The following is a 20390-nucleotide window of genomic DNA, read 5'->3' as shown; positions in this document are numbered from 1 at the left end:
TTTCCTAGTCGAAGACAAGGAAATTAGGCCGTTGGCGCAAAAAGAAATGAGCCGCCCGAAGGCGGCTCAAGTGAACAGGGGTCTTAGAGTGTCACTAGGCCCGATAGGGTAAGGGTGGGATACGGGCCTTGGGGTAGACACTCATGTTATACCGCAAACTTCCTAACGGGATGTTAATGCGTGAAAAAAAGTTTCATCCCGCCCAATTTTCCTTCCAGTCCATGCCGGACACCGCCTTATTGGGCGAACCAGCCGCCATCCATCGGCAGGCTCACACCGGTCATCTGGCTAGCGGAATCGGAACAGAGGAAGATCAACAGACCGGCCAGCATTTCCGGAGTGACAAATTCCTTCGACGGCTGTTTTTCGGACAGCAGATCACGGGCAGCCTCTTCCTGGGTTAGGCCTGTTGCCTTCGATCGGGCCTCAATCTGTTTTTCAACCAAAGGCGTTCGCACCCAGCCGGGGCAAATCGCATTACAGGTGATCGGCTCTTCCGCGGTCTCCAGCGCGGTAACCTTGGTCAGGCCGACAATGCCATGTTTAGCCGCCACATAGGCCGCTTTATGGATACTGGCCGCCAGACCATGGACCGAGGCCGTATTCACAATCCGGCCCCAACCCTGTTTGCGCATCAGGGGCAATGCCGCCTTTGTGGTATGGAAGGCGGAAGAAAGGTTGATTGCCATGATCTTGTCCCAGGCATCCTCCGGGAAATCTTCAATCGGCGACACATGCTGGATACCGGCATTATTGACCAGGATATCAAGGCGACCGAATGTCTCGGCCGTTTCGGCCACAAGGGTGCGGATCTGTGCCGGGTCGCTCATATCCGCATCACTCAACCCCACCGGCACGCCAAAATCCTCTTCCAGCCGGGCCCGAGTCTCTTCATTCTCGGCCTTATCCCCCAGGCCGTTGAGCATTACCGCACAGCCTTCCGCCGCTAGCGCCTCCGCCATGGCCAGGCCGATCCCGCTGGTCGATCCTGTCACCAATGCCGCCAATCCCTGTTTCATCCCTTAAATCTCCCTGTTGAAAATATTCTTCTGACGTGAACTCTACCGGAATCTGCGCTCCTCGCAATCGCAACAATTTGGTATCGCAACTGCGAGATATCTGCATCACAAAAACGGGTCATCCCGGACCCGGACCAGTTGCTTGCCAAAATTTTCAGAATTCAGCAGGCGCAGGAAGGCTTCCGGCATATGTTCGATCCCGTCGATCACATCCTCGCGATGCCGGATCAGCCCCTGTTTTTCCCAATCGGAGACCTGTTTTCTGGCAGCCGACACCTTGTCCAGATGATCAAAGAACAAAAATCCTTCCATACGCGCCCTGGCCACCAGGATATTGCGCATGAAGCGCAGGCCAGTATCCGGCTCATCAAATTTACCCGCCAGAGAAACCGTGCCGCATATGATGATCCGGGCAAAAGGCGCCAGATTCTGCATCACCGCGTCATGGATCGGACCTGCGGTATTGTCGAAAAACACATCCACCCCATCGGGACAGGCACGCCTAACCGCCGCCGCCAGATCCGTCTCCTCGCGATAATTGATGCCATCGGCAAATCCGAGATCCCGGCAATAATCCAGTTTCTCTTGAGAGCTGGCCACCGCCACGGCCCGCGCGCCCCGGATCGTTGCGATCTGGCCGGCGATCTGGCCGACTGCACCACTGGCCGCTGAAATTAGCACGGTTTCGCCTTGCTTCGGCTCGCCGATGGTCTCCAGCGCCAGATAAGCGGTCAGCCCCGGCAGCCCCAGATATCCCAGCGCCGAATGGATCGGACCCAGGGTTGGGTCCACCTTATGCAGGCCGTCCCCTTTCAAACAGGCAAAATCCTGCCAGCCAAAATTGATGGTTTCCACAATGTCACCCGGCTGGAACCCCGGATGCTTGCTCTCGACCACCTCCGCAACTGCGCCGCCATGCATGCATTCCCCGATGGCAACCCCAGCGGCATAATTCTTGGCCGGGCTGATCCGCCCGCGCATATAGGGATCGACAGAGAGATAGATAGAGCGGGCCAAAACCTCCCCCTCTAGCGGGCTGGGACATACTCCCTCTTCCAGACGCCAATTGGTCCGTTCCGGCATCCCGTTCGGATAAGAGGCCAATACCCATTGCCGATTGCTTTCCATTACCCGTCTCCCCGCTTCATAATCTATTTCTTAAAAAACGCGTCCGCCGCGCCCCTGGCCGCTTCCTTGGACGTGATCATGCCCCGGACCCTGGCTATTTCCGCTTCCAGTTCTGTAATATAGTCCCCCAACGCCTCAATCGACATGACATCAAGATCCTTGGGCGCGCCAAGGGTCGGCCGTTTCGGCTCCAGATCGTCGCTATCCATTCATCCCTCCCAGCAGGCCATGTTCATTGGCCCTTTCCAATTCATTTTCCTGACTGACCCTAAACGGGTTTTCAACCGGGTCAACATGAAGGATATTTGTCCGCAGAAACAGAATTCAAGAAAAGGGGTCAGCCCATGTCGTTGCCGGATACCATGCGTGTTGTTGAAATCACTGAGGCGGGTGGCCCTGAAGTCCTGAAACCAGCCGCCCGGCCGGTGCCAAAACCGGGCCCCGGACAAGTGCTGATCCAGGTTTCGGCGGCTGGTGTCAACCGGCCTGACTGCCTGCAGCGCGCAGGTCTGTATCCGCCGCCGAAAGATGCCAGCGACCTGCCCGGCCTGGAGGTTGCAGGCACCGTCGCCGCCCTGGGCGACGGGGTGACTTCGCTATCCGTTGGCGAAGCGGTCTGTGCCCTGACCCCCGGTGGCGGTTACGCGGAATATTGCCTGACACATCACAGCCACTGCCTGCCGCTGCCCAAAGACTATGACATGGTGCAGGCCGCCGCCCTGCCCGAAACCTTTTTCACCGTCTGGAGCAATATCTTTGACCGGGCGCGCCTGGTCGCCGGGGAAAGCCTGCTGGTTCATGGCGGGTCCAGCGGGATCGGCAGCACGGCGATCCAGCTGGCCAAGGCCTTTGGCGCTCACGTCATTGTCACTGTCGGGAACGAAGAAAAGTCGGCTTTCTGCCGGAATCTGGGCGCGGATCATGCGATCAATTACAAGACCGAGAACTGGGTCGAGCGGGTGAAAGAGATTACCGGCGGTAAGGGTGTCAATGTGGTGTTCGATATGGTTGCCGGCGACTACATCCAGGGCAATATCGATATATTGGCGGTTGACGGGCGCTATGCCCTGCTGGCCTTCCTCAAAGGGCCGAAGGCCACCGTCAATTTCCGCCGGGTGCTGACCGACCGGCTGACCATTTCAGGTTCCACACTGCGCCCGCAATCCGACAAGGCCAAGGGGGCGATCGCAAGCTCTCTCTTAGGCTCTGTCTGGCCCCTGCTGGACAGTGGCAAGATCAAGCCGGTCATCCATGCGACCTTCCCTCTGGAAAAGGCGGATGAGGCGCATGCCCTGATGGAATCGAGCGCCCATATGGGTAAAATCATGCTGGCTGTCTAATCCTCCGGGGGCTTCTGATCACCAGCCCGACACCGGCCAAAACCAGTATGGCCGCTGCAATGGAGGCCGGATCAACCGGTTCATCCAACAGGATGATGCCCAAAAACATCGCCACCACCGGCACCAGCAAGGTGACACTCATGGCATTGGTGGCACCGGCCTGGGCGATCAGGCGGAAATAGAGGATATAAGCAAGTGCGGTGCTCAAGACCGCCAGTACCGCCATCGCCGCCCATAGATCCGTGGCCAACGGCAGGTCACGGAAACCGCCAAGCGTCCAGGTCAGCGCTACCAGGATTAGACTGGACATGGTCAGCTGACCGGTGGAAACGCAAAGTGCGGAATACCCTCCTAGACGCTTGCCGACCATCCCGGCACAGGCATAGGAAAGCGCCGCTACCAGAATGGCCCCCTGTCCCAGCAAGCTGTAAGGATCCAACACCAGATTCGGCCCGACCAGCAAAATCACCCCGCCAAGCCCCATCCCAAGCCCGGCAAGTTTTTGCCAGCTCAACTTTTCATCCTGGATCATGAAATGCGCCAGCAGGGCGCCAAAAAGCGGGGTCGCCCCGTTCAGAACCGCCGCCATACCACTATCGATACGGGTTTGCCCCCAGGTGATGCAGTAAAAGGGGATCGCGTTATTCAAGATCCCCAGCATCAAAAAAGCCCCCCATGGCTTCCACTGCCGGGGCATTTTTTCCCGCTGAAAGAGAATCACCCCCCATAAAACCGGTGCCGCCAGGGCCACACGCAAGCTGACCACTTCAAGGGGAGAGAAATATTCCACCGTAAATCCCACCAGGGTAAAGGCACCGCCCCAGAGGATTGCAAGAAGGCATAAGAGCAGAATATTGAAGGGTGTCATGGGCTTGAAATTCCGTCAGTTTCCTTGAATTTGCATGATTATGCGGCCGGTCCGGTGCCCCCGCCACCCGATCCTTGCGAACCCCTGAAACATGTTAATCACTTCTTATAAAATTCATGTTTCATTAGACCTCGCCCCTTTTAATGAATCGCAAAGATCCAATATAATGAAACATGGATTGTTGGGGCCAGTTTCGGCAATTGTCCAACAGGCCCCTTGAGCGACCATGACAGAGGCAGGAAGAAGACAGTTGGAATATGTAAAGTCCATGATCACGATGTCCGGAAGGGACGAAGACGAAGGTGATGGTGGCGCAGGCACAGGGCTGGCGACCAAGACCCGCCCGAAGACAAAAAAGCCCGCCATGTACAAGGTGCTGATGCTCAATGACGACTACACACCGATGGAATTTGTCGTCTACGTCCTGGAGAGATTTTTTAACAAAGGCCGTGAAGAAGCCACCCAGATCATGCTGCACGTGCACCAGCGCGGTGTCGGCATCTGTGGCGTCTTCCCCTATGAGATCGCCGAGACCAAGGTGAACCAGGTGATGGATATGGCCCGCAAGGAACAGCATCCATTGCAATGTACGTTGGAAAAAGAGTGAAACCGGCCAGGCCGGAGAAAGGATAAGATAACGCATGTTGTCCAAATCCCTCGAAGAGACCCTGCATCGCGCCCTTGCCTATGCCGCAGCAAGGAACCATGAATTTGCAACCCTTGAACATCTTCTGCTGTCACTATCAGAAGATCATGATGCGGTTGCGGTGATGCGGGCCTGTGATGTGGATATGGAGCGTCTGCGTGCGGATATCATCGATTATCTGGATAACGATCTGAGCGAGCTGATCAGTTCCACATCTGAGGAACCGAAACCGACCGCCGGGTTCCAGAGGGTCCTGCAGCGCGCCGCGGTTCATGTCCAGTCTTCCGGCCGCGAAGAAGTGACCGGGGCCAATGTCCTGGTGGCAATCTTCTCCGAACGGGAAAGCCATGCGGTCTATTTCCTGCAAAGCCAGGATATGACCCGCTATGACGCGGTCACCTATATCAGCCATGGCATTGCCAAGGCCCCCGGTGAAAGCGATGTTCACCCGGCAGTCAGTGGCGCCGATGAGGATGCCAAATCCGAAGAAGTGAATAAAAAAGGCACGGAAGCGCTGGATGCCTATTGCGTCAACCTCAATGAAAAAGCCAAGGACGGCAAGATCGATCCCCTGATCGGGCGCGCCGAAGAGGTGGACCGCACGGTCCAGATCCTGTGCCGCCGGACCAAGAACAATCCGCTGTTGGTAGGCGACCCCGGGGTCGGCAAGACTGCGATCGCCGAGGGCTTGGCCAAGCGCATTGTCGATGAAGACGTGCCGGAAGTCCTGCTGGAAGACACTATCTTCGCGCTCGATATGGGCGCATTGCTGGCTGGCACCCGCTATCGCGGTGATTTCGAGGAACGCCTCAAGGCGGTGATGAAGGAGCTGGAGGATTACGACGGCGCGATTCTCTTCATTGATGAGATTCATACCGTGATCGGTGCCGGGGCAACCTCCGGCGGTGCCATGGATGCGTCCAACCTGCTGAAGCCGGCTTTGGCCAGCGGCACGCTGCGCTGCATCGGCTCCACGACCTATAAGGAATATCGCGGCTATTTTGAAAAAGACCGCGCACTGTCCCGCCGTTTCCAGAAGATTGATGTCAAGGAACCCAGCGTCCCCGATACAATCAAGATTTTGAACGGCCTGAAGCCCTATTATGAAAAGCATCATTCCGTGCGTTATACAGCGGACGCGATCAAAACCGCTGTCGAGCTGTCCGACCGCTATATCGGTGACCGGAAACTGCCCGACAAGGCCATTGACGTGATTGACGAAGTGGGGGCCTCCCAAAACCTGCTGGCGCCGAGCAAGCGCAAGAAGGTGATCGGGGTCAAGGATGTGGAGAATGTGGTTGCCAAGATTGCCCGCATTCCGCCCAAACAGGTTTCCCGCGATGATAAGGAAAACCTGAAAAATCTGGAACGCGACCTCAAGACCATGGTCTATGGTCAAGATAACGCCATTACGGCGCTTGCCTCTGCAATTAAACTGTCACGGGCTGGGCTGCGCGAGCCTGAAAAGCCGATTGGCAGCTATCTCTTCTCCGGCCCGACCGGGGTTGGCAAGACCGAGGTGGCGCGCCAGCTGGCCAAGACGCTCGGCGTGGACCTGAAACGCTTCGACATGTCGGAATATATGGAACGCCACACGGTGTCCCGCCTGATCGGCGCGCCTCCAGGCTATGTCGGATTTGATCAGGGCGGACTGTTGACTGATGCCATCGACCAAACGCCCCATTGCGTGCTTCTGTTGGACGAAATTGAAAAGGCCCACCCGGACCTGTTCAACATCCTGTTGCAGGTGATGGATTACGGGAAGCTGACCGACAATAACGGCAAGACGGTCGATTTCCGCAATGTGATCCTAATCATGACCACCAATGCCGGTGCGGCAGACCTGGCCAAACCGGCGGTCGGTTTCAACCAGGAAATGCGGGTTGGTGATGATGAAGAGGCAATCAACAAACTCTTCACTCCGGAATTCCGCAACCGACTGGATTCGGTGATCTCCTTCGCCCATCTGGGTGAAGAGGTTATTCACAAGATTGTCGACAAATTCATCTTCCAGCTGGAAACCCAGCTGGCGGACCGCTCCGTTACTTTTGAATTGACCGACGACGCCCGTGAATGGCTGGGCCGGAAAGGCTATGATAAGCAGTTCGGCGCCCGTCCACTAAGCCGGGTGATTCAGGACCATATCAAAAAGCCGCTTTCCGAAGAGCTGCTGTTTGGCAAGCTGCAAAATGGCGGTGTCGTCCGGATCGAAACCAACAAGAAGGAAGATACACTGGCTTTCTCTTTCCCGGAGACCAAACCGTCCGGCAAAGGAAAAACCAAACTGCCGGCAACCGTCGACCGGTAAGAAAATCGTTCAAGAGAAAAAAGCCGGGGTTATCCCCGGCTTTTTTGTATCTGCCTCAACGGAGAAATCAGACAATTTCCTCATCAAACAGCGGGTCTTCAATCAGGTCTTGTTCCATGGAATCCACATTGGCCTCCGCTTTTTCCGGATCGAAGACCCGGGCCACATGGAAAACCGCATCGCCCTGGTTCACCACCGGCAGGTTGGTGCGGCCGATGACAATGCCATCGGTCTTGGCCCTAAGCTCGATATCCTGATCCCCGAACGGGCCGGAAACCACAGCAATCACCTCGCCTTTTTGTACAGCCTCCCCCAGGCCATAGAGCATGCGCAAAATCCCGCCTGTGGGCGCGCGCAACCAGTGACTGCTGCGCGAGAGAACCGGCCGGCGCTTGGGCCCGGCCAGGGGCTTGCCTGATATTATGCCCAGATCATGAAGGACGCGCAGAACGCCCTTTACGCCATGGCGGATCGCCCCTTCCTCAAATCGTAAGGCTTCCCCGGCTTCAAACAACAAGGTATGCACCCCTTCTTCCTGCGCCGCCTGGCGCAGGGAGCCGTCACGCAAGTTGGAGTTCAACGTGACGGGCGCACCAAAGGCGCGGGCCATGCGCCGCGCCACTTCATCGTCGAAATCCACCCTGATCTGCGGCAGATTTGAGCGATGCATACCGGCCGTATGCAGATCGATACCGTAATCCGCCTTGCGCACAACCTCTTCCATGAAGACATGCGCCAGCTTGGACGCAAGCGAACCACCGGTGCTGCCGGGGAAACAGCGGTTCAGATCCCGCCGATCCGGCAGATACCGGGTGTGGGAGATGAAGCCATAAACATTCACCACCGGCACCAACAGCAAAGTCCCGCGCGGTTTGGCAATCTGTTTCATCTGAAGCAGGCGGCGGATGATTTCTACCCCCAGCACCTCATCTCCATGAATGGCGGCACTAACAAACAGAACCGGCCCCGGTCTTTTGCCATGAATTACGTGCACCGGCAGGGTCATCGGCGTTTGGGTTGAAAGCACCCCCAGCGGGATATCAACCGTGCGCCGCTCACCGGCCGGGATGATCTCGCCCGCAATCTCAAACGCCTCTCGCCGGCGACGGCTATCAGCCCTTACCACGTGTTTGGGTCTTGTTCGGTTTAGCGTGATTTTCGATGAAGCTGATGATCTGGCCCGCCACATCCTTGCCGGTTGCCTTTTCCACCCCTTCAAGGCCGGGTGAGGAATTCACTTCCATCACAACGGGACCATGATTCGAGCGCAGCAGATCAACACCACAAACATTCAAGCCCATGGCCTTGGCCGCCGCGACAGCTGTGGAACGTTCCGCAGGCGTAATCCGAACCGACTTGGCAGAACCTCCACGATGCAGGTTGGAGCGGAAGTCCCCTTCCCGGCCTTTGCGGATCATGGAAGCAACCACTTTGCCACCAACCACCAAGCAGCGGATATCCTCGCCGCCAGCTTCCTTGATAAACTCCTGCACCAGGATGTTGGTTTTCACCCCGCCAAAGGCCTGAATGATACTTTCCGCCGCATTGGGGGTCTCCCCCAAGACCACACCGATCCCCTGGGTCCCTTCCAGGAGCTTTATAACCACCGGCGCACCACCGATAATCTTAAGTAATTCTTCTGGTTTACCGGTCCGGTGGGCAAAGACCGTGACCGGCAGGCCGATCCCTTTGCGCGCCAGCAATTGCAGACTACGCAATTTGTCGCGCGATCGGGTGATGGCAACGGATTCATTAACCGGGTACACGCCCATCATTTCAAACTGGCGCAATACGGCGGTGCCGAAGAACGTAACGGAAGCGCCGATACGGGGAATGATGGCATCAAACCCCGTCAGTTTTTCACCATTATAATGGATCGCCGGCTTATGGGCGGCGATATCGATATAGCAGCGCAAATGGTCCACCACATGAATTTCATGGCCGCGCGCTTCCGCCGCTTCGATCAGGCGTTTATGTGAATAGAGATTTTCGTTCCTGCAAAGCAGTGCGATTTTCATGATTGCCCCTTCTTTGATTTTTCGCCGCTGACACAGTAGGACCGGCCCGGATCGACCACAAAACCGCCGCGCAACGCTTCGCGGCCGATTAAAACCCGGAAACTCATTTCATCCCGGTCGGTCAAAGTCAGCTCGATGGCTTTTGACTGTCCACCCAGCACCATGGTTGTGCGAATCACATACCGGTTTTGGCTCTGTCCATTCGAACTTGTCACCGCCCGTTTATCCACCAATGGTGCTCTGCACAGGATCTCCGGTTTTTTTCTCCGTTGCAAGGGATGGACATAAAATTCCACAAATTCCTGCTCATGGACTGTGACGATCCTGGGTCGGTAAGCATGGATCGCCGATGTCTTGGCCCCGGTATCAATCTTGGCATTGATCGACGGCACGCCAAGTTCGGGAAAAGCGACCCATTCCCGCCAGCCGACTGTGGTTTTTGTTTTCTTTTTCTTCATGGACAGATCCCGTCTGCATCCTTCCTGGATCCGGCATAGCGCCTTGATTTCGCTATAACTGCTTTTATCAGCGCCCACAAAAGAAATCTGTCGCTTCCGACCCCTGAAATTGTGACATTCCGCGCGCAATAAAGAAACCCCGCCAACAGGCGGGGTCATCAGTTTGTGTTTTTTGGAGATAAAACGGGCGAATTCACACCACGGATGCCAGGGCCAGGCCGCCAATGGCCGTCAGGGCCACGGTGGTCACAAGCGCAAACCCCGCCAGAGAGCGCACTGTGCTGCTGCTCCGGCGCCAAACCAGCTTTTCCTGCGGATCAAAACGGAGATTCTGGATCTCCTCCGTCAGTTCGCCCGACTCATATACGCGTCTGCTGTTCATGTTCACGGTTTCCTGGATCAATCTTATCCGATGTTTCCGATTAGACCGTCACAGTAAGGCGTAAATGTGTCAGAACTCTGTGACTTGCGTCACAAAGTCCGGAAATTTGCGTGTTTTTTGTAATATTTTATGTCCGCTCCTCCACCAGGCGGATCGCACGCCCAACATAGTCCGGCACATTGTCGGCCCGTAGAGTAGTCAACTTTGCCTGAACGGCATCCGGAAAGGGCATGACACCGCCATCCACTGAGGTTTCCAGATGCAGCCCCATCAATTCGGTTGTCGCCCGCAGCTGACCGTCCACATGCATCTCATGAGCAAAATGCAGCCGCTTCTCATCAAAACTCAGAACAAGAGTGGTGAATTCCAGCATTTTACCCGCCGGCACTTCCATAAGATAGCGGATATGGGATTCCACCGTATAAACTGAACGGTTATGGGCATCCCGGTAATCCTGCCCCATATCGAGATAGTCATAGAGGGCATCAGTGGCATGCCCGAATGTCAGCACATAATAGGCTTCACTCAAATGCCCGTTATAATCGATCCATTCCTGGCGCACCGGCTCTTGATGCAGTTTCAACCGGGTCATCCCCGTCTCCTTCCACGAATACTTCACTCTATATCGAGTATCCACATAACGAATCCATGTTTTTGATCGAACCCGTAGCCGACTTGCAGAAATTCGACATATGTATTTTTGATTTCCAAAGAAATTGGTTTACACTTAATCAATTATTTTCTTGGACTTTTTGCTATAACCAAGAAATAAAGCAGTATTAGCCAGAACATATGGCAGGCCTAAACTAATGAATAAGCAAAAGGGCAACGGATATAGCATCCCCTTCCGCCTGCGCTTTAAAGCGTGGTGGGAAGGTATGGATCCGGCCGCCCTTATTAAAAAGAAAGGTGAGCCCCAAAAACCAGAGGACATCGAGGTCGATGCCGAGGAGGAAGGGGAAGCAACCGCCTGGCCCGAGCATCGGGTGGAATTTCTGACGCGCCTTTGGGGCGGTGAGGAGATGGAGGAAGTCGTGCTGCCCGGCGGTACCGGCTATACCCTGACGCTTGCCAAACCGCTGGGCCTGAATGAAACTAAGTCGGTTCTGGATTTATGCGCGGGCCTGGGTGGCGGAACACGCGAGCTTTCCAAACAATTCGATCTGTGGATTGAGGGCATGGAATCGGACGCCGAACTGGCGGCGCTGGCCAATGACCTCTCCATCAAACATGGCATGGAAAAACGCGCGCCGATCGAAAGCTTTGATCCCGACACGCTGAAACTGCGTGAAAAACGTTATGACGCAATCATGATCCGGGAATCGCTGTTTGCCTTTCAGAATAAAAAAATGATCCTGGAACAGTGTTTCGGTGCCCTGAAGCCGCTTGGCCATCTGCTCGTGACGGATTTCGTCCTCAAAAAGGCCGATTCCCTCGACAATAAAGTGGTGGATATCTGGAAAGAGAGCCATCCGGCCAAGCCTTATCCATGGACCATGGCCGAATATAAGCGTGCAGCCCTGGATCTTTCGATGAATTTGCATATCCACGAAGACCGGACCGATGAATATCGCCAGCTTGTGCTGGCCGGCTGGTCAGATTACGTGGGTAAACTGGCCAAATCGGATCTGAATCGCGATGTGGTCAATCAGTTGATGGCGGAAGCCCAAGACTGGCTGCGCCTGGTACGCGCGCTGGAATCGGGTGAGTTGCGCTACATGCGCTTACATGCCACCCGTGGACGTGAGACCATTTAACTGCTATCAAGCGCCCAACAGCATTGACGGTTTTTGAGAATATTAAAACTAGCTGTTGACAGAACCGGGCCCTGTCCCTATTTTCCGCGCGGATTTAACGACCCCGCGCACCGGGGCCACAGCCCGTGGTTGCCTGCAGGAGAAGAGAAATGAAAGTCGCCAGCTCGCTGAAGACCCTTAAAAAGCGTGACAAAAACTGTCGCGTTATCCGCCGTAAAGGCCGGGTCTATGTGATCAACAAAACCAACCCGCGCTTCAAAGCCCGCCAGGGTTAAGTTCGGGTTGTTGCCGGATATCCATCCGGCGCACAAGATCAGACAAAAGCCGCACTGAGTTATCAGTGCGGCTTTTGTCATTTATAAAAACTACGCAGTTTTTGCGAATTGTTCTCTCGCTTTCCGCTTCCTATAACATAAACTGATAACCGCACGTTCTTAAGATGCGGACAATTCAGTAATGCAGGGAGATCAGGTGCCATGCGCATGCCGGAACCGGACCGGGAAACGCTCGCCAACAGACAGACCATCGCAGCAGAGCTTCGACGAATCGTGCCGGGCGACGGAGTGATTGTTGATGAAGATGCCCTGCGTCCCTTCGAAACCGACGGCCTGACCGCTTACCGGACACTGCCACTGATCGTGGTCCTGCCGGAGACAGTGGAACAGGTGGCCGCGGTTTTGAAATATTGCCACCAGAACAGCGTCAAAGTGGTGCCGCGTGGTGCCGGCACCTCGCTCAGCGGCGGGGCACTGCCCCTGGCCGACGGGGTCTTGCTGTCACTTACCAAATTCAAGCAGATCCTGGAACTGGATTATGAAAACCGCTGCGCGCGCGTTCAGCCCGGCGTGACCAACCTGGCCATTTCCCAGGCGGTTGATGCGGACGGCTATTATTATGCCCCCGACCCCTCCAGCCAGATCGCCTGCACGATCGGCGGCAATGTGGCGGAAAATGCCGGTGGGGTTCACTGCCTGAAATACGGTCTGACCACCAATAACCTGTTGGGCCTCGAACTGGTGACCATCGAGGGCGAAATCATCCGGATCGGCGGCAAACACCTGGATTCGGGCGGATATGATCTGCTGGGCCTGCTGACCGGTTCGGAAGGTATGCTGGGCGTCGTCACGGAAGTGACCGTGCGCCTGTTGCCAAAGCCGGAATGCGCGCGCGCCCTCCTGGTCGGCTTCAATTCCTCCGAAGCAGGCGGAGATTGTGTTGCCGCCATTATTGCCGCCGGCATTATCCCGGGCGGCATGGAAATGATGGATCATCCCGCCATCAACGCGGCCGAAGATTTCGTCAATGCCGGATATCCCCGCGATGCACAGGCCTTGCTGATCATTGAATTGGATGGGCCAGAGGCGGAGGTGGATTACCTTATTGAAGAGGTTAGCCGCATCGCCAGGGAAAACGGGGCCAGTTCCATCCGAATCTCCGAATCGGAACAGGAACGCCTCACCTTTTGGGCCGGACGCAAGGCCGCCTTTCCGGCAGTTGGGCGCATATCACCCGACTATTATTGTATGGACGGCACGATCCCGCGCGCCAAACTGCCGCTGGTCCTGTCGCGCATGCGGGAGATGTCGGACAAATACGGCCTTCGTGTAGCTAATGTCTTTCATGCGGGCGACGGCAACCTGCATCCCTTGATCATGTATGACGCCAATGTGCCGGGCGAACTGGACCGGGCCGAAGATTTCGGCAATGACATCCTGAAGCTTTGTGTCGAGGTGGGCGGCGTGCTCACCGGCGAGCATGGGGTCGGCGTAGAGAAACGCGACTTGATGGGCGAGATGTTCACCGACGAGGACATGGCCCAGCAGCAGCGGGTGAAATGCGCCTTTGATCCCAAGGCGTTGTTGAACCCAGGTAAGGTCTTCCCCACCCTGCACCGATGCGCGGAACTGGGTCGGATGCATATCCGCCAGGGCCAGATCCCTTTCCCCGATATTCCGAGATTCTAAGCCCATGAGTGATGCGCAAATCTTTCGCCCGGAATCAGCGGAGCAATTACTTGAAACGATGTCCTGGCTGGTGTCGGAAAAAATGCCCGTTAACCTGCAGGGGCGCGGCAGCAAGCGCCTGATCGGTAATCCTGACCGGTCGGCCACCACACTTGATTTGAGCGCTTTTACCGGGATCTCGCTTTATGAACCGGAAGAACTGGTCATGAGCGCAGGCGCCGCAACTCCCATGGCCGAGATCAATAAGGCCTTAGACCAGGCCCATCAAATGCTGGCATATGACCCCCCAAACTTTGCTTCCCTTTTAGGCTTGGCCGATAAGGAGTCAGGCTCCCTCGGTGGCATGATCGCCACCAACCTGGCCGGTCCACGCCGGATCAAGGCCGGGTCCGCCCGGGACCATTTCCTAGGATTTCAGGCGGTGTCCGGGCGCGGTGAAGCTTTCAAATCCGGCGGTCGCGTGGTCAAGAATGTCACCGGCTATGATTTATCCAAACTGATGGCAGGCAGTTGGGGAACGCTTGGCGCCATGCATCAGGTTACAGTTAAAACCCTGCCACGACCGGAAAAATCGCGGACGGTCCTGGTGCAGGGGGTTGACGCCGATGAAGCACGGACCATCATGAGCGCTGCCTTGAACAGCCCCAATGAGGTCTCTGCCGCCTGCTGGCTACCAAAAAGCCTGGCGGAACGGTCAGATGTGGACATATTCCGGCATCTCAATAATTCCTGTGTGGCACTTCGGGTCGAAGGCCCCGGCCCCTCGGTTCAATATCGCTGCAAGATACTGCGCGACCGGTTTAAATCCGAGGGCAAGATTGAAGAGTTGCATACCAGCAACTCAGCCCGTTTCTGGCGGGAAATCCGGGATGTTTCCCCTTTTGCCGCTAAAATCGACGACCGCGTGATCTGGAAAATATCGGTGGCCCCTACCGCAGGCCCCGCAATCCTGTCCCAACTGAGCAACCTGAAAAATGCCGAGGGGTTTCTCGACTGGGCGGGTGGCCTGGTATGGCTGGCCGTTGATGCGCCGAAAATGGGGGCCGAATCCCTGGTACGCGATGCGGTGAACCGTCATGGCGGCCATGCCACATTGATCCGCGGGCCGGAAAAGCTACGTCGCGAGATTTCCATCTTTCACCCACAGCCCACCCCTTTGGCGGCCCTGAGCAGACGATTGAAGGATAATTTCGACCCCTTCGGCCTGTTGAACCCCAACCGCATGTATCCGGGGACATAACCAGCCATGCAGACCAATTTCACCCTGGCCCAGCTCGCCGATCCGGACATGGCCGAATCGGAGAAGATTTTGCGCAACTGCGTGCATTGTGGTTTTTGTACCGCCACCTGCCCGACCTATACATTGCTCGGCGATGAATTGGACAGCCCGCGCGGCCGGATCTATCAAATCAAGGATATGCTGGAAGGGGACAAACCCGCCGGTAAAACCATCGTCAAACATATCGACCGCTGTTTAAGTTGCCTTTCCTGCATGACCACTTGCCCGTCCGGTGTGCATTACATGCATCTGGTGGATCATGCCAGGGCCCATATCGCCAAGACCCATAAACGCTCGCCGGGTGAACGTCTGCTCCGGTCTCTCCTGGCAACATTGCTGCCGAAGCCGAGCCTGTTCCGTCTGGCTCTGATCGGCGCATGGCTGGCCAAGCCTTTTGCTAATACCTTCCAAAAACGACTGGCGGCCATGGTCCGCATGGCCCCGTCAAAGCCGCAACTATTCCCCTCCAAATGGGACCGCCCGCGCTGCCACGAGGCTGAGGACGCAAAAAAGGGCCGGGTGGCGTTAATGACCGGCTGCGCCCAAAAGGTCCTCAACCCCGCGATCAATGCCGCCACCATTCGCCTGCTTAACCGGGCCGGCATTGAGGTTGTTGTCGCCGAAGGGGCCGGATGCTGTGGCGCGCTGGTCCACCATCTGGGCGAAGTGGATGAAAGCCACCACCAAGCCGCCGCCAATATCAAAGCCTGGATGGCGGAAATTGACGGCCAAGGGCTGGACGCGATCATCATCAACGCCTCGGGTTGCGGCACCACGGTCAAGGATTACGGCTTCATGTTCCGCGAGGACAAGGCCCTGGCGGACGCCGCCGCAAAAATTTCAGGCATGACCCGCGACATCACCGAATATCTGGCCGAAATCGGCCTGCCCGAAGTGACCCGGCCGGTTCCAAAGAAAATCGCCTATCACAGTGCCTGCTCCATGCAGCATGGCCAGAAAATAACCGACCTGCCCAAGACCCTGTTGACCCAGGCCGGGTTCGACGTGGTCAGCCCGGCGGAAGGCCACCTCTGCTGCGGATCGGCCGGGACCTATAACATTCTCCAGCCGGAGATCGCCGACAAATTAAAAGAGCGCAAGGTCGCCAATATCGAAAAAACAGAGCCGGACCTGATCGCGGCCGGCAATATCGGCTGCATCAGTCAGATCGCCAGTGGCACGGATATCCCGATCGTGCATACGGTTGAATTGCTGGACTGGGTTACCGGGGGCCGGAAACCGAGAGGTGTATGAGTCTCAAAACCCACTTTCCCGCGAAACAGCTTACCGCCAGATGAAACCGCGCGTTTCCGGCAGGGCAAAATCGCGGATGCTGTCAGCAAGCAATTCCACTCGGTAACGGATATCGATCATCCGGTCCTTCAAATCCCGGTTGGCCTCCCAGAAGGGATCCATGACACCCGCCACCGTGCACAGCAAGTCGCCCGGATAATGGCTGGCCTGAATCATCGGGTTATCTTCAAGAAGGTCCAGTGCCATCGGCACCAGGATGGAGAGCCCGATATGCTGGGCGATGAGAAGGCGGAAATCTTCGGCCTGCAAGTCACTAAGCGGTTTGGAACGTGCCTTGGCGGTCGCCTGCATGACCGGGCTGTAGGCCCCGTCATGAACCGGGCTTGCGCCCTCCAGTTCCACCAGAGACTTCGAAAGATCGATCAATGCCATGGTCACCTACCTTTCTGACTAATCATGATATGATTCTGCTTTGGTGGTCTATCAATTTCGTAATCTTTCGATTGAGGATTTTTCAGCTGCAACAGGATGGATAGCCTCTTGAATCTATGCTGATATATCACCAGTTAGCTTTCTTACCCTTTCAGACGGAGGCCCCGCTTCATGAGCGCCTATATCATCGTGGACACCAAAATCACCAACCCGGACGCCTATGAGGAATATAAGGCGCTGGCCCGCCCGATCGTCGAATCCTTCGGCGGCATCTACAAGGCCCGCGGCGGAGACATGGATATTGTAGAAAACGGGCTTTGGTCCCCCAGCCGCCTTGTGATCCTGGAATTCCCCGACATGGAAACCGCCCGTAATTTCGTTCACAGTGATGAATATGCGCCGGTGAAGGCCCTGCGCCATGCCAATGCAGACTGTTCGCTTGTGATCCTAGACGGGATGTAAGTGCCACATACTTAGAAAATTCCCGTTCAGAAGCGTACGACTGTCGGAATCCTGCAATAAAACGCGGGTTTTCGGAAAGTTTTTCCTGTCTCCCCCGAGGATAACAAACGATCTTCAGCACCAGGGACAGGCGTGCGATGGAACAGGGACTACAAACCGAACGGGTGGCTATTCTGCCGATCCCAACCTTTCAGATGCTCAGTTTCTTCCTGACAGTGGAAACTTTGCGGGTTGCCAACCGGATTGCCGGAAAAGAGCTTTATGAATGGGTGGTGGTCAGTTTGGACGGCGGTCCGGTGACCGCATCCAACGGTATGTCTGTTGCGGCTCAATTTCCGATAAGCAACTGTCCGCCGGCATCAACGGCCTTTGTTACCGCTGGCTATGACATTGATACCGGCCGCACGAAACCCGTTCTCGACTGGGTCCGGCGCATGCATCGGCATGGCAGCCGCCTGGTGGGGCTGGATGCCGGGCCATTTTCCCTGGCCGAAGCGGGACTGCTGGATGGCCGCCGGGCAACCCTCCATTGGGAATCCCTTGAGGCCTTCCGGGAGGCCTATCCCGATGTTCATGTGACGGATGAAGTGTTTGAGCTGTCCGGCGATGTCGCAACCTCACCCGCCGGCATGGCAACCATTGATCTGATCCTGGGCCTGATCGCCGAACGTCATGGCACGGATCTGGCAGAACAGGTCGCTGTCTTCCTGATCCATGACAGGATCCGCAAAGGTGGGGATATCCAACGTTCTTTGTCGCAGCGCGTGCTGTCCATGCGCGAGCCCGGTGTCGGCCGCGCCATTCGCATGATGGAGGAAAACCTGGAGACCCCGGTCTCCATTGGCAAGATCGCAAAACAGGCCGGTATGTCCGAACGCAAGCTACAACGCCTGTTTGCAATTTACTTCAACCAAAGCCCGCTGGATTATTATCGCACCTTGCGTCTGGAACGGGCCCGTCAACTGGTCTGCCAGACCAATATTCCCCTGGTGGAAATATCGGTCAGCTGCGGCTTTGAATCCCAGTCCTGGTTTTCTCGTGCCTATCGCCAGCGCTATGATATCTCGCCATCGGATCATCGCCAGCAATATCGGCGGGATTTCAAATCCCTGTCCAACCGGGCCCCCGTACCGATTACCACGACCGGCTGGGATATGGGCGGCTATAATTTCGGCAGCTAAGGAAAAACCCATCCGCCAGTCCGGCGGATGGGCCTTGCCACCTGATACTCCTGCTTATGCGGCCTTTTCCTTAAGGGCCGGATAATCCGTATAGCCTTTTTCCGCACCGCCATAGAGCGTGTCACCATCCAACTCATTCAATGGCGCATTGACGCGGAACCTCTCGGCCAAGTCGGGATTGGCAATATACGGACGACCGAAACTGACCAGATCCGCCTTGCCATCCCGGATACGCTGGCGCGCCTCATCAGCCGTATAGTTGCCATTGGCAATATACGTGCCTTTAAACCCTGCGCGAATCGTATCAATAATTTCTTCGGGTCGGCCGGCCTCGTGATCGCCCATGAACATATCCTCAACCACCTCAATATAGGAAATGCCGATATCATTGAGCTTCCGTGCCAAGAGTCCAAAGGTTTCCAGGGGATTCTCATCCTTCATGGCATTGAAAGCACCAGTCGGGCTAATGCGGATACCAACACGGTCCGCGCCTAGGACATCCGCCACGGCCTGGACCACCTCCAACGTCAGCCGAATTCGGTTTTCCGCTGATCCGCCATAACTGTCGGTACGTTTGTTGCTGCCGCTGCGCATGAACTGGTCCAACAGATAACCATTGGCCGCATGGATCTGGACGCCGTCAAAACCCGCTTCTTTGGCGTTCCAGGCGGCCTGTCGGTACTGGTCTACAATCCCGGGCAGCTCGTCCGCTTCCAGGGCACGCGGTGCCGGGATTTCGATCATGCCGGATTTCGCCGAAACAAAGGTCATGGCCCCTTCCGGCTTGATCGCGGAAGGGGCCACGGGCAGCGCCCCCTCCGGCTGCAGATCCGGATGGGAGATACGGCCCACATGCCAGAGTTGCGCCTGCATCAGGCCACCCAAGGCATGAACCGCGTCCGTCACCTTGCGCCAGCCATCAATCTGCCCCTTGGAATAGATGCCCGGCGTAAAGGCATAGCCTTTCCCCTGCGGGGAGATTTGCGTTGCCTCAGACAGGATCAGGCCCGCTCCGGCGCGCTGGCTGTAATATTCCACATTCATCGCCTGCGGTTCGTCGCCTGGCTGGGCCGCACGGGAGCGGGTCAGGGGGGACATCAAAATCCGGTTGGGCAATGTGATCGGCCCCAATTTATAGGCTTCAAACAGGGGATCGTGGTTTTGGATATCGCTCATTTACTGTGTTCCTTTTGTTCGGGTGATTAAAATAATTAGACCGGTCGTCTATTAACTAGATAAATAAAAAAGAAAGCTTCGCTCTTCATCTCTCCATCAGGATGCTGCCAAACATCAATTCGATAATTTCCTTTGCATGGTCGGCATTGCCATCCATCCGCATACGCATCAAGGCCCCTTCCCAGCTGCTCCAGATCAGTTTGGCCAACTGGTCAGCCGTCAGGTCCTGGCGCACCTGGCCCGCATCCTGAGCCGCCTGCAATAGACCCGCCATGCGTTTTTCCCAACCACCGGCCGTATGCTGCATGGCCATCTGGCACAGGCTGCTGGTGCTGCCGATTTCCGCGGCCAAAATACCGACCAGACATCCCTGCGCACAGCTTTGGGATTCATATTTCGCGAGCTGGCATTCAAGAATTTCCCTTAACGTGACCAGGGGCCCTGCCGTGCTGTCGGCGATCTGCCTGTCGAGCCCTTCCAGGATTTTGGCGCCATAGTGATCCAATATCTCGGCGACATAGGCCTCTTTGCTCTCGAAATAATTATAAAACGACCCCTTCGGCACCTGCACCGCGTCCAGGATCTGTTTGATACCCGTGCCGTGGTAGCCTTGTGCCGACAATTGAGCGATCCCCTCTTCAATCAGGGCCGCCCGTGTCTGTTCGCTTCGTCTCGGTCTTGCCATGAATCGAATATGTGACCGGTCGTCTTGGAATTC

The 20390-nt window shown here is 56.2% G+C and carries 22 protein-coding genes; 10 read left to right on the top strand and 12 right to left on the bottom strand.

The annotated features are described in order from the left end of the window. Positions 1 to 236: 236 nt before the first annotated feature. The 3 genes from DFP90_RS13315 to DFP90_RS13305 all read right to left on the bottom strand — a co-directional run bounded on the left by DFP90_RS13315 (position 237) and on the right by DFP90_RS13305 (position 2356). Positions 237 to 1019 (bottom strand): 3-hydroxybutyrate dehydrogenase, encoded by a 783-nt coding sequence (locus DFP90_RS13315; RefSeq protein WP_115936991.1) that lies wholly within the window; start codon positions 1017 to 1019, stop codon positions 237 to 239. Between the two features lie 105 nt (positions 1020 to 1124). After that, positions 1125 to 2147, bottom strand: a complete 1023-nt coding sequence (locus tag DFP90_RS13310) for an NADP-dependent oxidoreductase (RefSeq protein ID WP_115936990.1) — start codon at positions 2145 to 2147, stop codon at positions 1125 to 1127. A 23-nt stretch (positions 2148 to 2170) separates the two neighbouring features. Continuing rightward, on the bottom strand, positions 2171 to 2356 hold the full coding sequence (locus DFP90_RS13305) for a DUF1192 domain-containing protein (RefSeq protein ID WP_115936989.1): 186 nt from the start codon (positions 2354 to 2356) through the stop codon (positions 2171 to 2173). 135 nt (positions 2357 to 2491) lie between these two features. Between DFP90_RS13305 and DFP90_RS13300 the strand changes: the two genes are divergently transcribed. Continuing rightward, the gene (locus DFP90_RS13300) at positions 2492 to 3487 is read left to right on the top strand and encodes an NAD(P)H-quinone oxidoreductase (RefSeq protein WP_218044672.1); all 996 of its coding nucleotides are present in this window, start codon (positions 2492 to 2494) and stop codon (positions 3485 to 3487) included. Here the strand turns inward: DFP90_RS13300 and DFP90_RS13295 are convergent. Continuing rightward, positions 3471 to 4355 carry a DMT family transporter gene (locus DFP90_RS13295; protein WP_115936988.1) on the bottom strand — a complete coding sequence of 295 codons (885 nt, stop codon included), beginning with the start codon at positions 4353 to 4355 and terminating at the stop codon, positions 3471 to 3473. The genes DFP90_RS13300 and DFP90_RS13295 overlap by 17 nt on opposite strands. A 277-nt stretch (positions 4356 to 4632) precedes the next feature. Between DFP90_RS13295 and clpS the strand changes: the two genes are divergently transcribed. Further along, entirely contained in the window at positions 4633 to 4962 is a 330-nt protein-coding gene (gene clpS, locus DFP90_RS13290; RefSeq protein WP_181905368.1) for an ATP-dependent Clp protease adapter ClpS, read from the top strand. Between the two features lie 34 nt (positions 4963 to 4996). Next, positions 4997 to 7309 (top strand): ATP-dependent Clp protease ATP-binding subunit ClpA, encoded by a 2313-nt coding sequence (clpA, locus tag DFP90_RS13285; protein ID WP_115936986.1) that lies wholly within the window; start codon positions 4997 to 4999, stop codon positions 7307 to 7309. Positions 7310 to 7376: 67 nt separating this feature from the next. Here clpA and DFP90_RS13280 read toward each other — a convergent pair whose 3' ends face one another. From DFP90_RS13280 to DFP90_RS13260, 5 genes are all read right to left on the bottom strand, one after another. Beyond that, positions 7377 to 8435 (bottom strand): succinylglutamate desuccinylase/aspartoacylase family protein, encoded by a 1059-nt coding sequence (locus tag DFP90_RS13280; protein ID WP_245957069.1) that lies wholly within the window; start codon positions 8433 to 8435, stop codon positions 7377 to 7379. Next, entirely contained in the window at positions 8422 to 9327 is a 906-nt protein-coding gene (gene rimK, locus DFP90_RS13275) for a 30S ribosomal protein S6--L-glutamate ligase (protein ID WP_115936984.1), read from the bottom strand. The genes DFP90_RS13280 and rimK overlap by 14 nt, the downstream gene beginning before the upstream one ends. Beyond that, positions 9324 to 9785 carry an ATP-dependent zinc protease family protein gene (locus DFP90_RS13270; protein WP_115937213.1) on the bottom strand — a complete coding sequence of 154 codons (462 nt, stop codon included), beginning with the start codon at positions 9783 to 9785 and terminating at the stop codon, positions 9324 to 9326. Before DFP90_RS13270 ends, rimK begins: the two co-directional genes overlap by 4 nt. Positions 9786 to 9978: 193 nt before the next feature. Beyond that, complete coding sequence (locus DFP90_RS13265) at positions 9979 to 10167, bottom strand: hypothetical protein (protein WP_115936983.1); 189 nt, start codon at positions 10165 to 10167, stop codon at positions 9979 to 9981. 127 nt (positions 10168 to 10294) lie between these two features. Beyond that, positions 10295 to 10759, bottom strand: a complete 465-nt coding sequence (locus DFP90_RS13260) for a thioesterase family protein (RefSeq protein WP_115936982.1) — start codon at positions 10757 to 10759, stop codon at positions 10295 to 10297. Positions 10760 to 10976: 217 nt separating this feature from the next. Here DFP90_RS13260 and DFP90_RS13255 point away from each other — a divergent pair, with 217 nt between their 5' ends. The 5 genes from DFP90_RS13255 to glcF all read left to right on the top strand — a co-directional run bounded on the left by DFP90_RS13255 (position 10977) and on the right by glcF (position 16421). After that, on the top strand, positions 10977 to 11924 hold the full coding sequence (locus DFP90_RS13255) for a methyltransferase domain-containing protein (RefSeq protein WP_115936981.1): 948 nt from the start codon (positions 10977 to 10979) through the stop codon (positions 11922 to 11924). 149 nt (positions 11925 to 12073) lie between these two features. Continuing rightward, positions 12074 to 12199 (top strand): type B 50S ribosomal protein L36, encoded by a 126-nt coding sequence (gene ykgO, locus DFP90_RS13250; RefSeq protein WP_115936980.1) that lies wholly within the window; start codon positions 12074 to 12076, stop codon positions 12197 to 12199. A gap of 201 nt (positions 12200 to 12400) precedes the next feature. Then, the gene (locus DFP90_RS13245; RefSeq protein WP_115936979.1) at positions 12401 to 13888 is read left to right on the top strand and encodes an FAD-linked oxidase C-terminal domain-containing protein; all 1488 of its coding nucleotides are present in this window, start codon (positions 12401 to 12403) and stop codon (positions 13886 to 13888) included. Between the two features lie 4 nt (positions 13889 to 13892). After that, positions 13893 to 15128: a glycolate oxidase subunit GlcE gene (gene glcE, locus DFP90_RS13240; protein ID WP_115936978.1), complete on the top strand. Its 1236-nt coding sequence runs from the start codon at positions 13893 to 13895 to the stop codon at positions 15126 to 15128. Positions 15129 to 15134: 6 nt separating this feature from the next. Next, positions 15135 to 16421, top strand: a complete 1287-nt coding sequence (gene glcF / locus DFP90_RS13235; protein WP_115936977.1) for a glycolate oxidase subunit GlcF — start codon at positions 15135 to 15137, stop codon at positions 16419 to 16421. Positions 16422 to 16451: 30 nt separating this feature from the next. On the opposite strand, the gene DFP90_RS13230 is transcribed toward glcF, so the two are convergent. Then, positions 16452 to 16853, bottom strand: coding sequence for a contact-dependent growth inhibition system immunity protein (locus DFP90_RS13230; protein ID WP_115936976.1), 402 nt, complete (start codon positions 16851 to 16853; stop codon positions 16452 to 16454). A gap of 171 nt (positions 16854 to 17024) precedes the next feature. Between DFP90_RS13230 and DFP90_RS13225 the strand changes: the two genes are divergently transcribed. Both DFP90_RS13225 and DFP90_RS13220 read left to right on the top strand, forming a co-directional pair. After that, positions 17025 to 17315, top strand: coding sequence for a DUF1330 domain-containing protein (locus tag DFP90_RS13225; RefSeq protein ID WP_115936975.1), 291 nt, complete (start codon positions 17025 to 17027; stop codon positions 17313 to 17315). Positions 17316 to 17452: 137 nt separating this feature from the next. Then, complete coding sequence (locus DFP90_RS13220) at positions 17453 to 18496, top strand: GlxA family transcriptional regulator (protein ID WP_115936974.1); 1044 nt, start codon at positions 17453 to 17455, stop codon at positions 18494 to 18496. Positions 18497 to 18550: 54 nt separating this feature from the next. Here the strand turns inward: DFP90_RS13220 and DFP90_RS13215 are convergent, their stop codons facing one another. Continuing rightward, complete coding sequence (locus tag DFP90_RS13215; RefSeq protein ID WP_115936973.1) at positions 18551 to 19672, bottom strand: alkene reductase; 1122 nt, start codon at positions 19670 to 19672, stop codon at positions 18551 to 18553. An 85-nt stretch (positions 19673 to 19757) separates the two neighbouring features. Continuing rightward, positions 19758 to 20357 carry a TetR family transcriptional regulator C-terminal domain-containing protein gene (locus tag DFP90_RS13210; protein ID WP_115936972.1) on the bottom strand — a complete coding sequence of 200 codons (600 nt, stop codon included), beginning with the start codon at positions 20355 to 20357 and terminating at the stop codon, positions 19758 to 19760. Between the last annotated feature and the right edge of the window lie 33 nt (positions 20358 to 20390).

The sequence above is a fragment of the Aestuariispira insulae genome, from assembly GCF_003385955.1.
GTDB classification, from domain to species: domain Bacteria; phylum Pseudomonadota; class Alphaproteobacteria; order UBA8366; family Aestuariispiraceae; genus Aestuariispira; species Aestuariispira insulae.
Note: the sequence above shows the minus strand (reverse complement) of the source record. Positions and strands in the feature narration are given on the sequence as shown.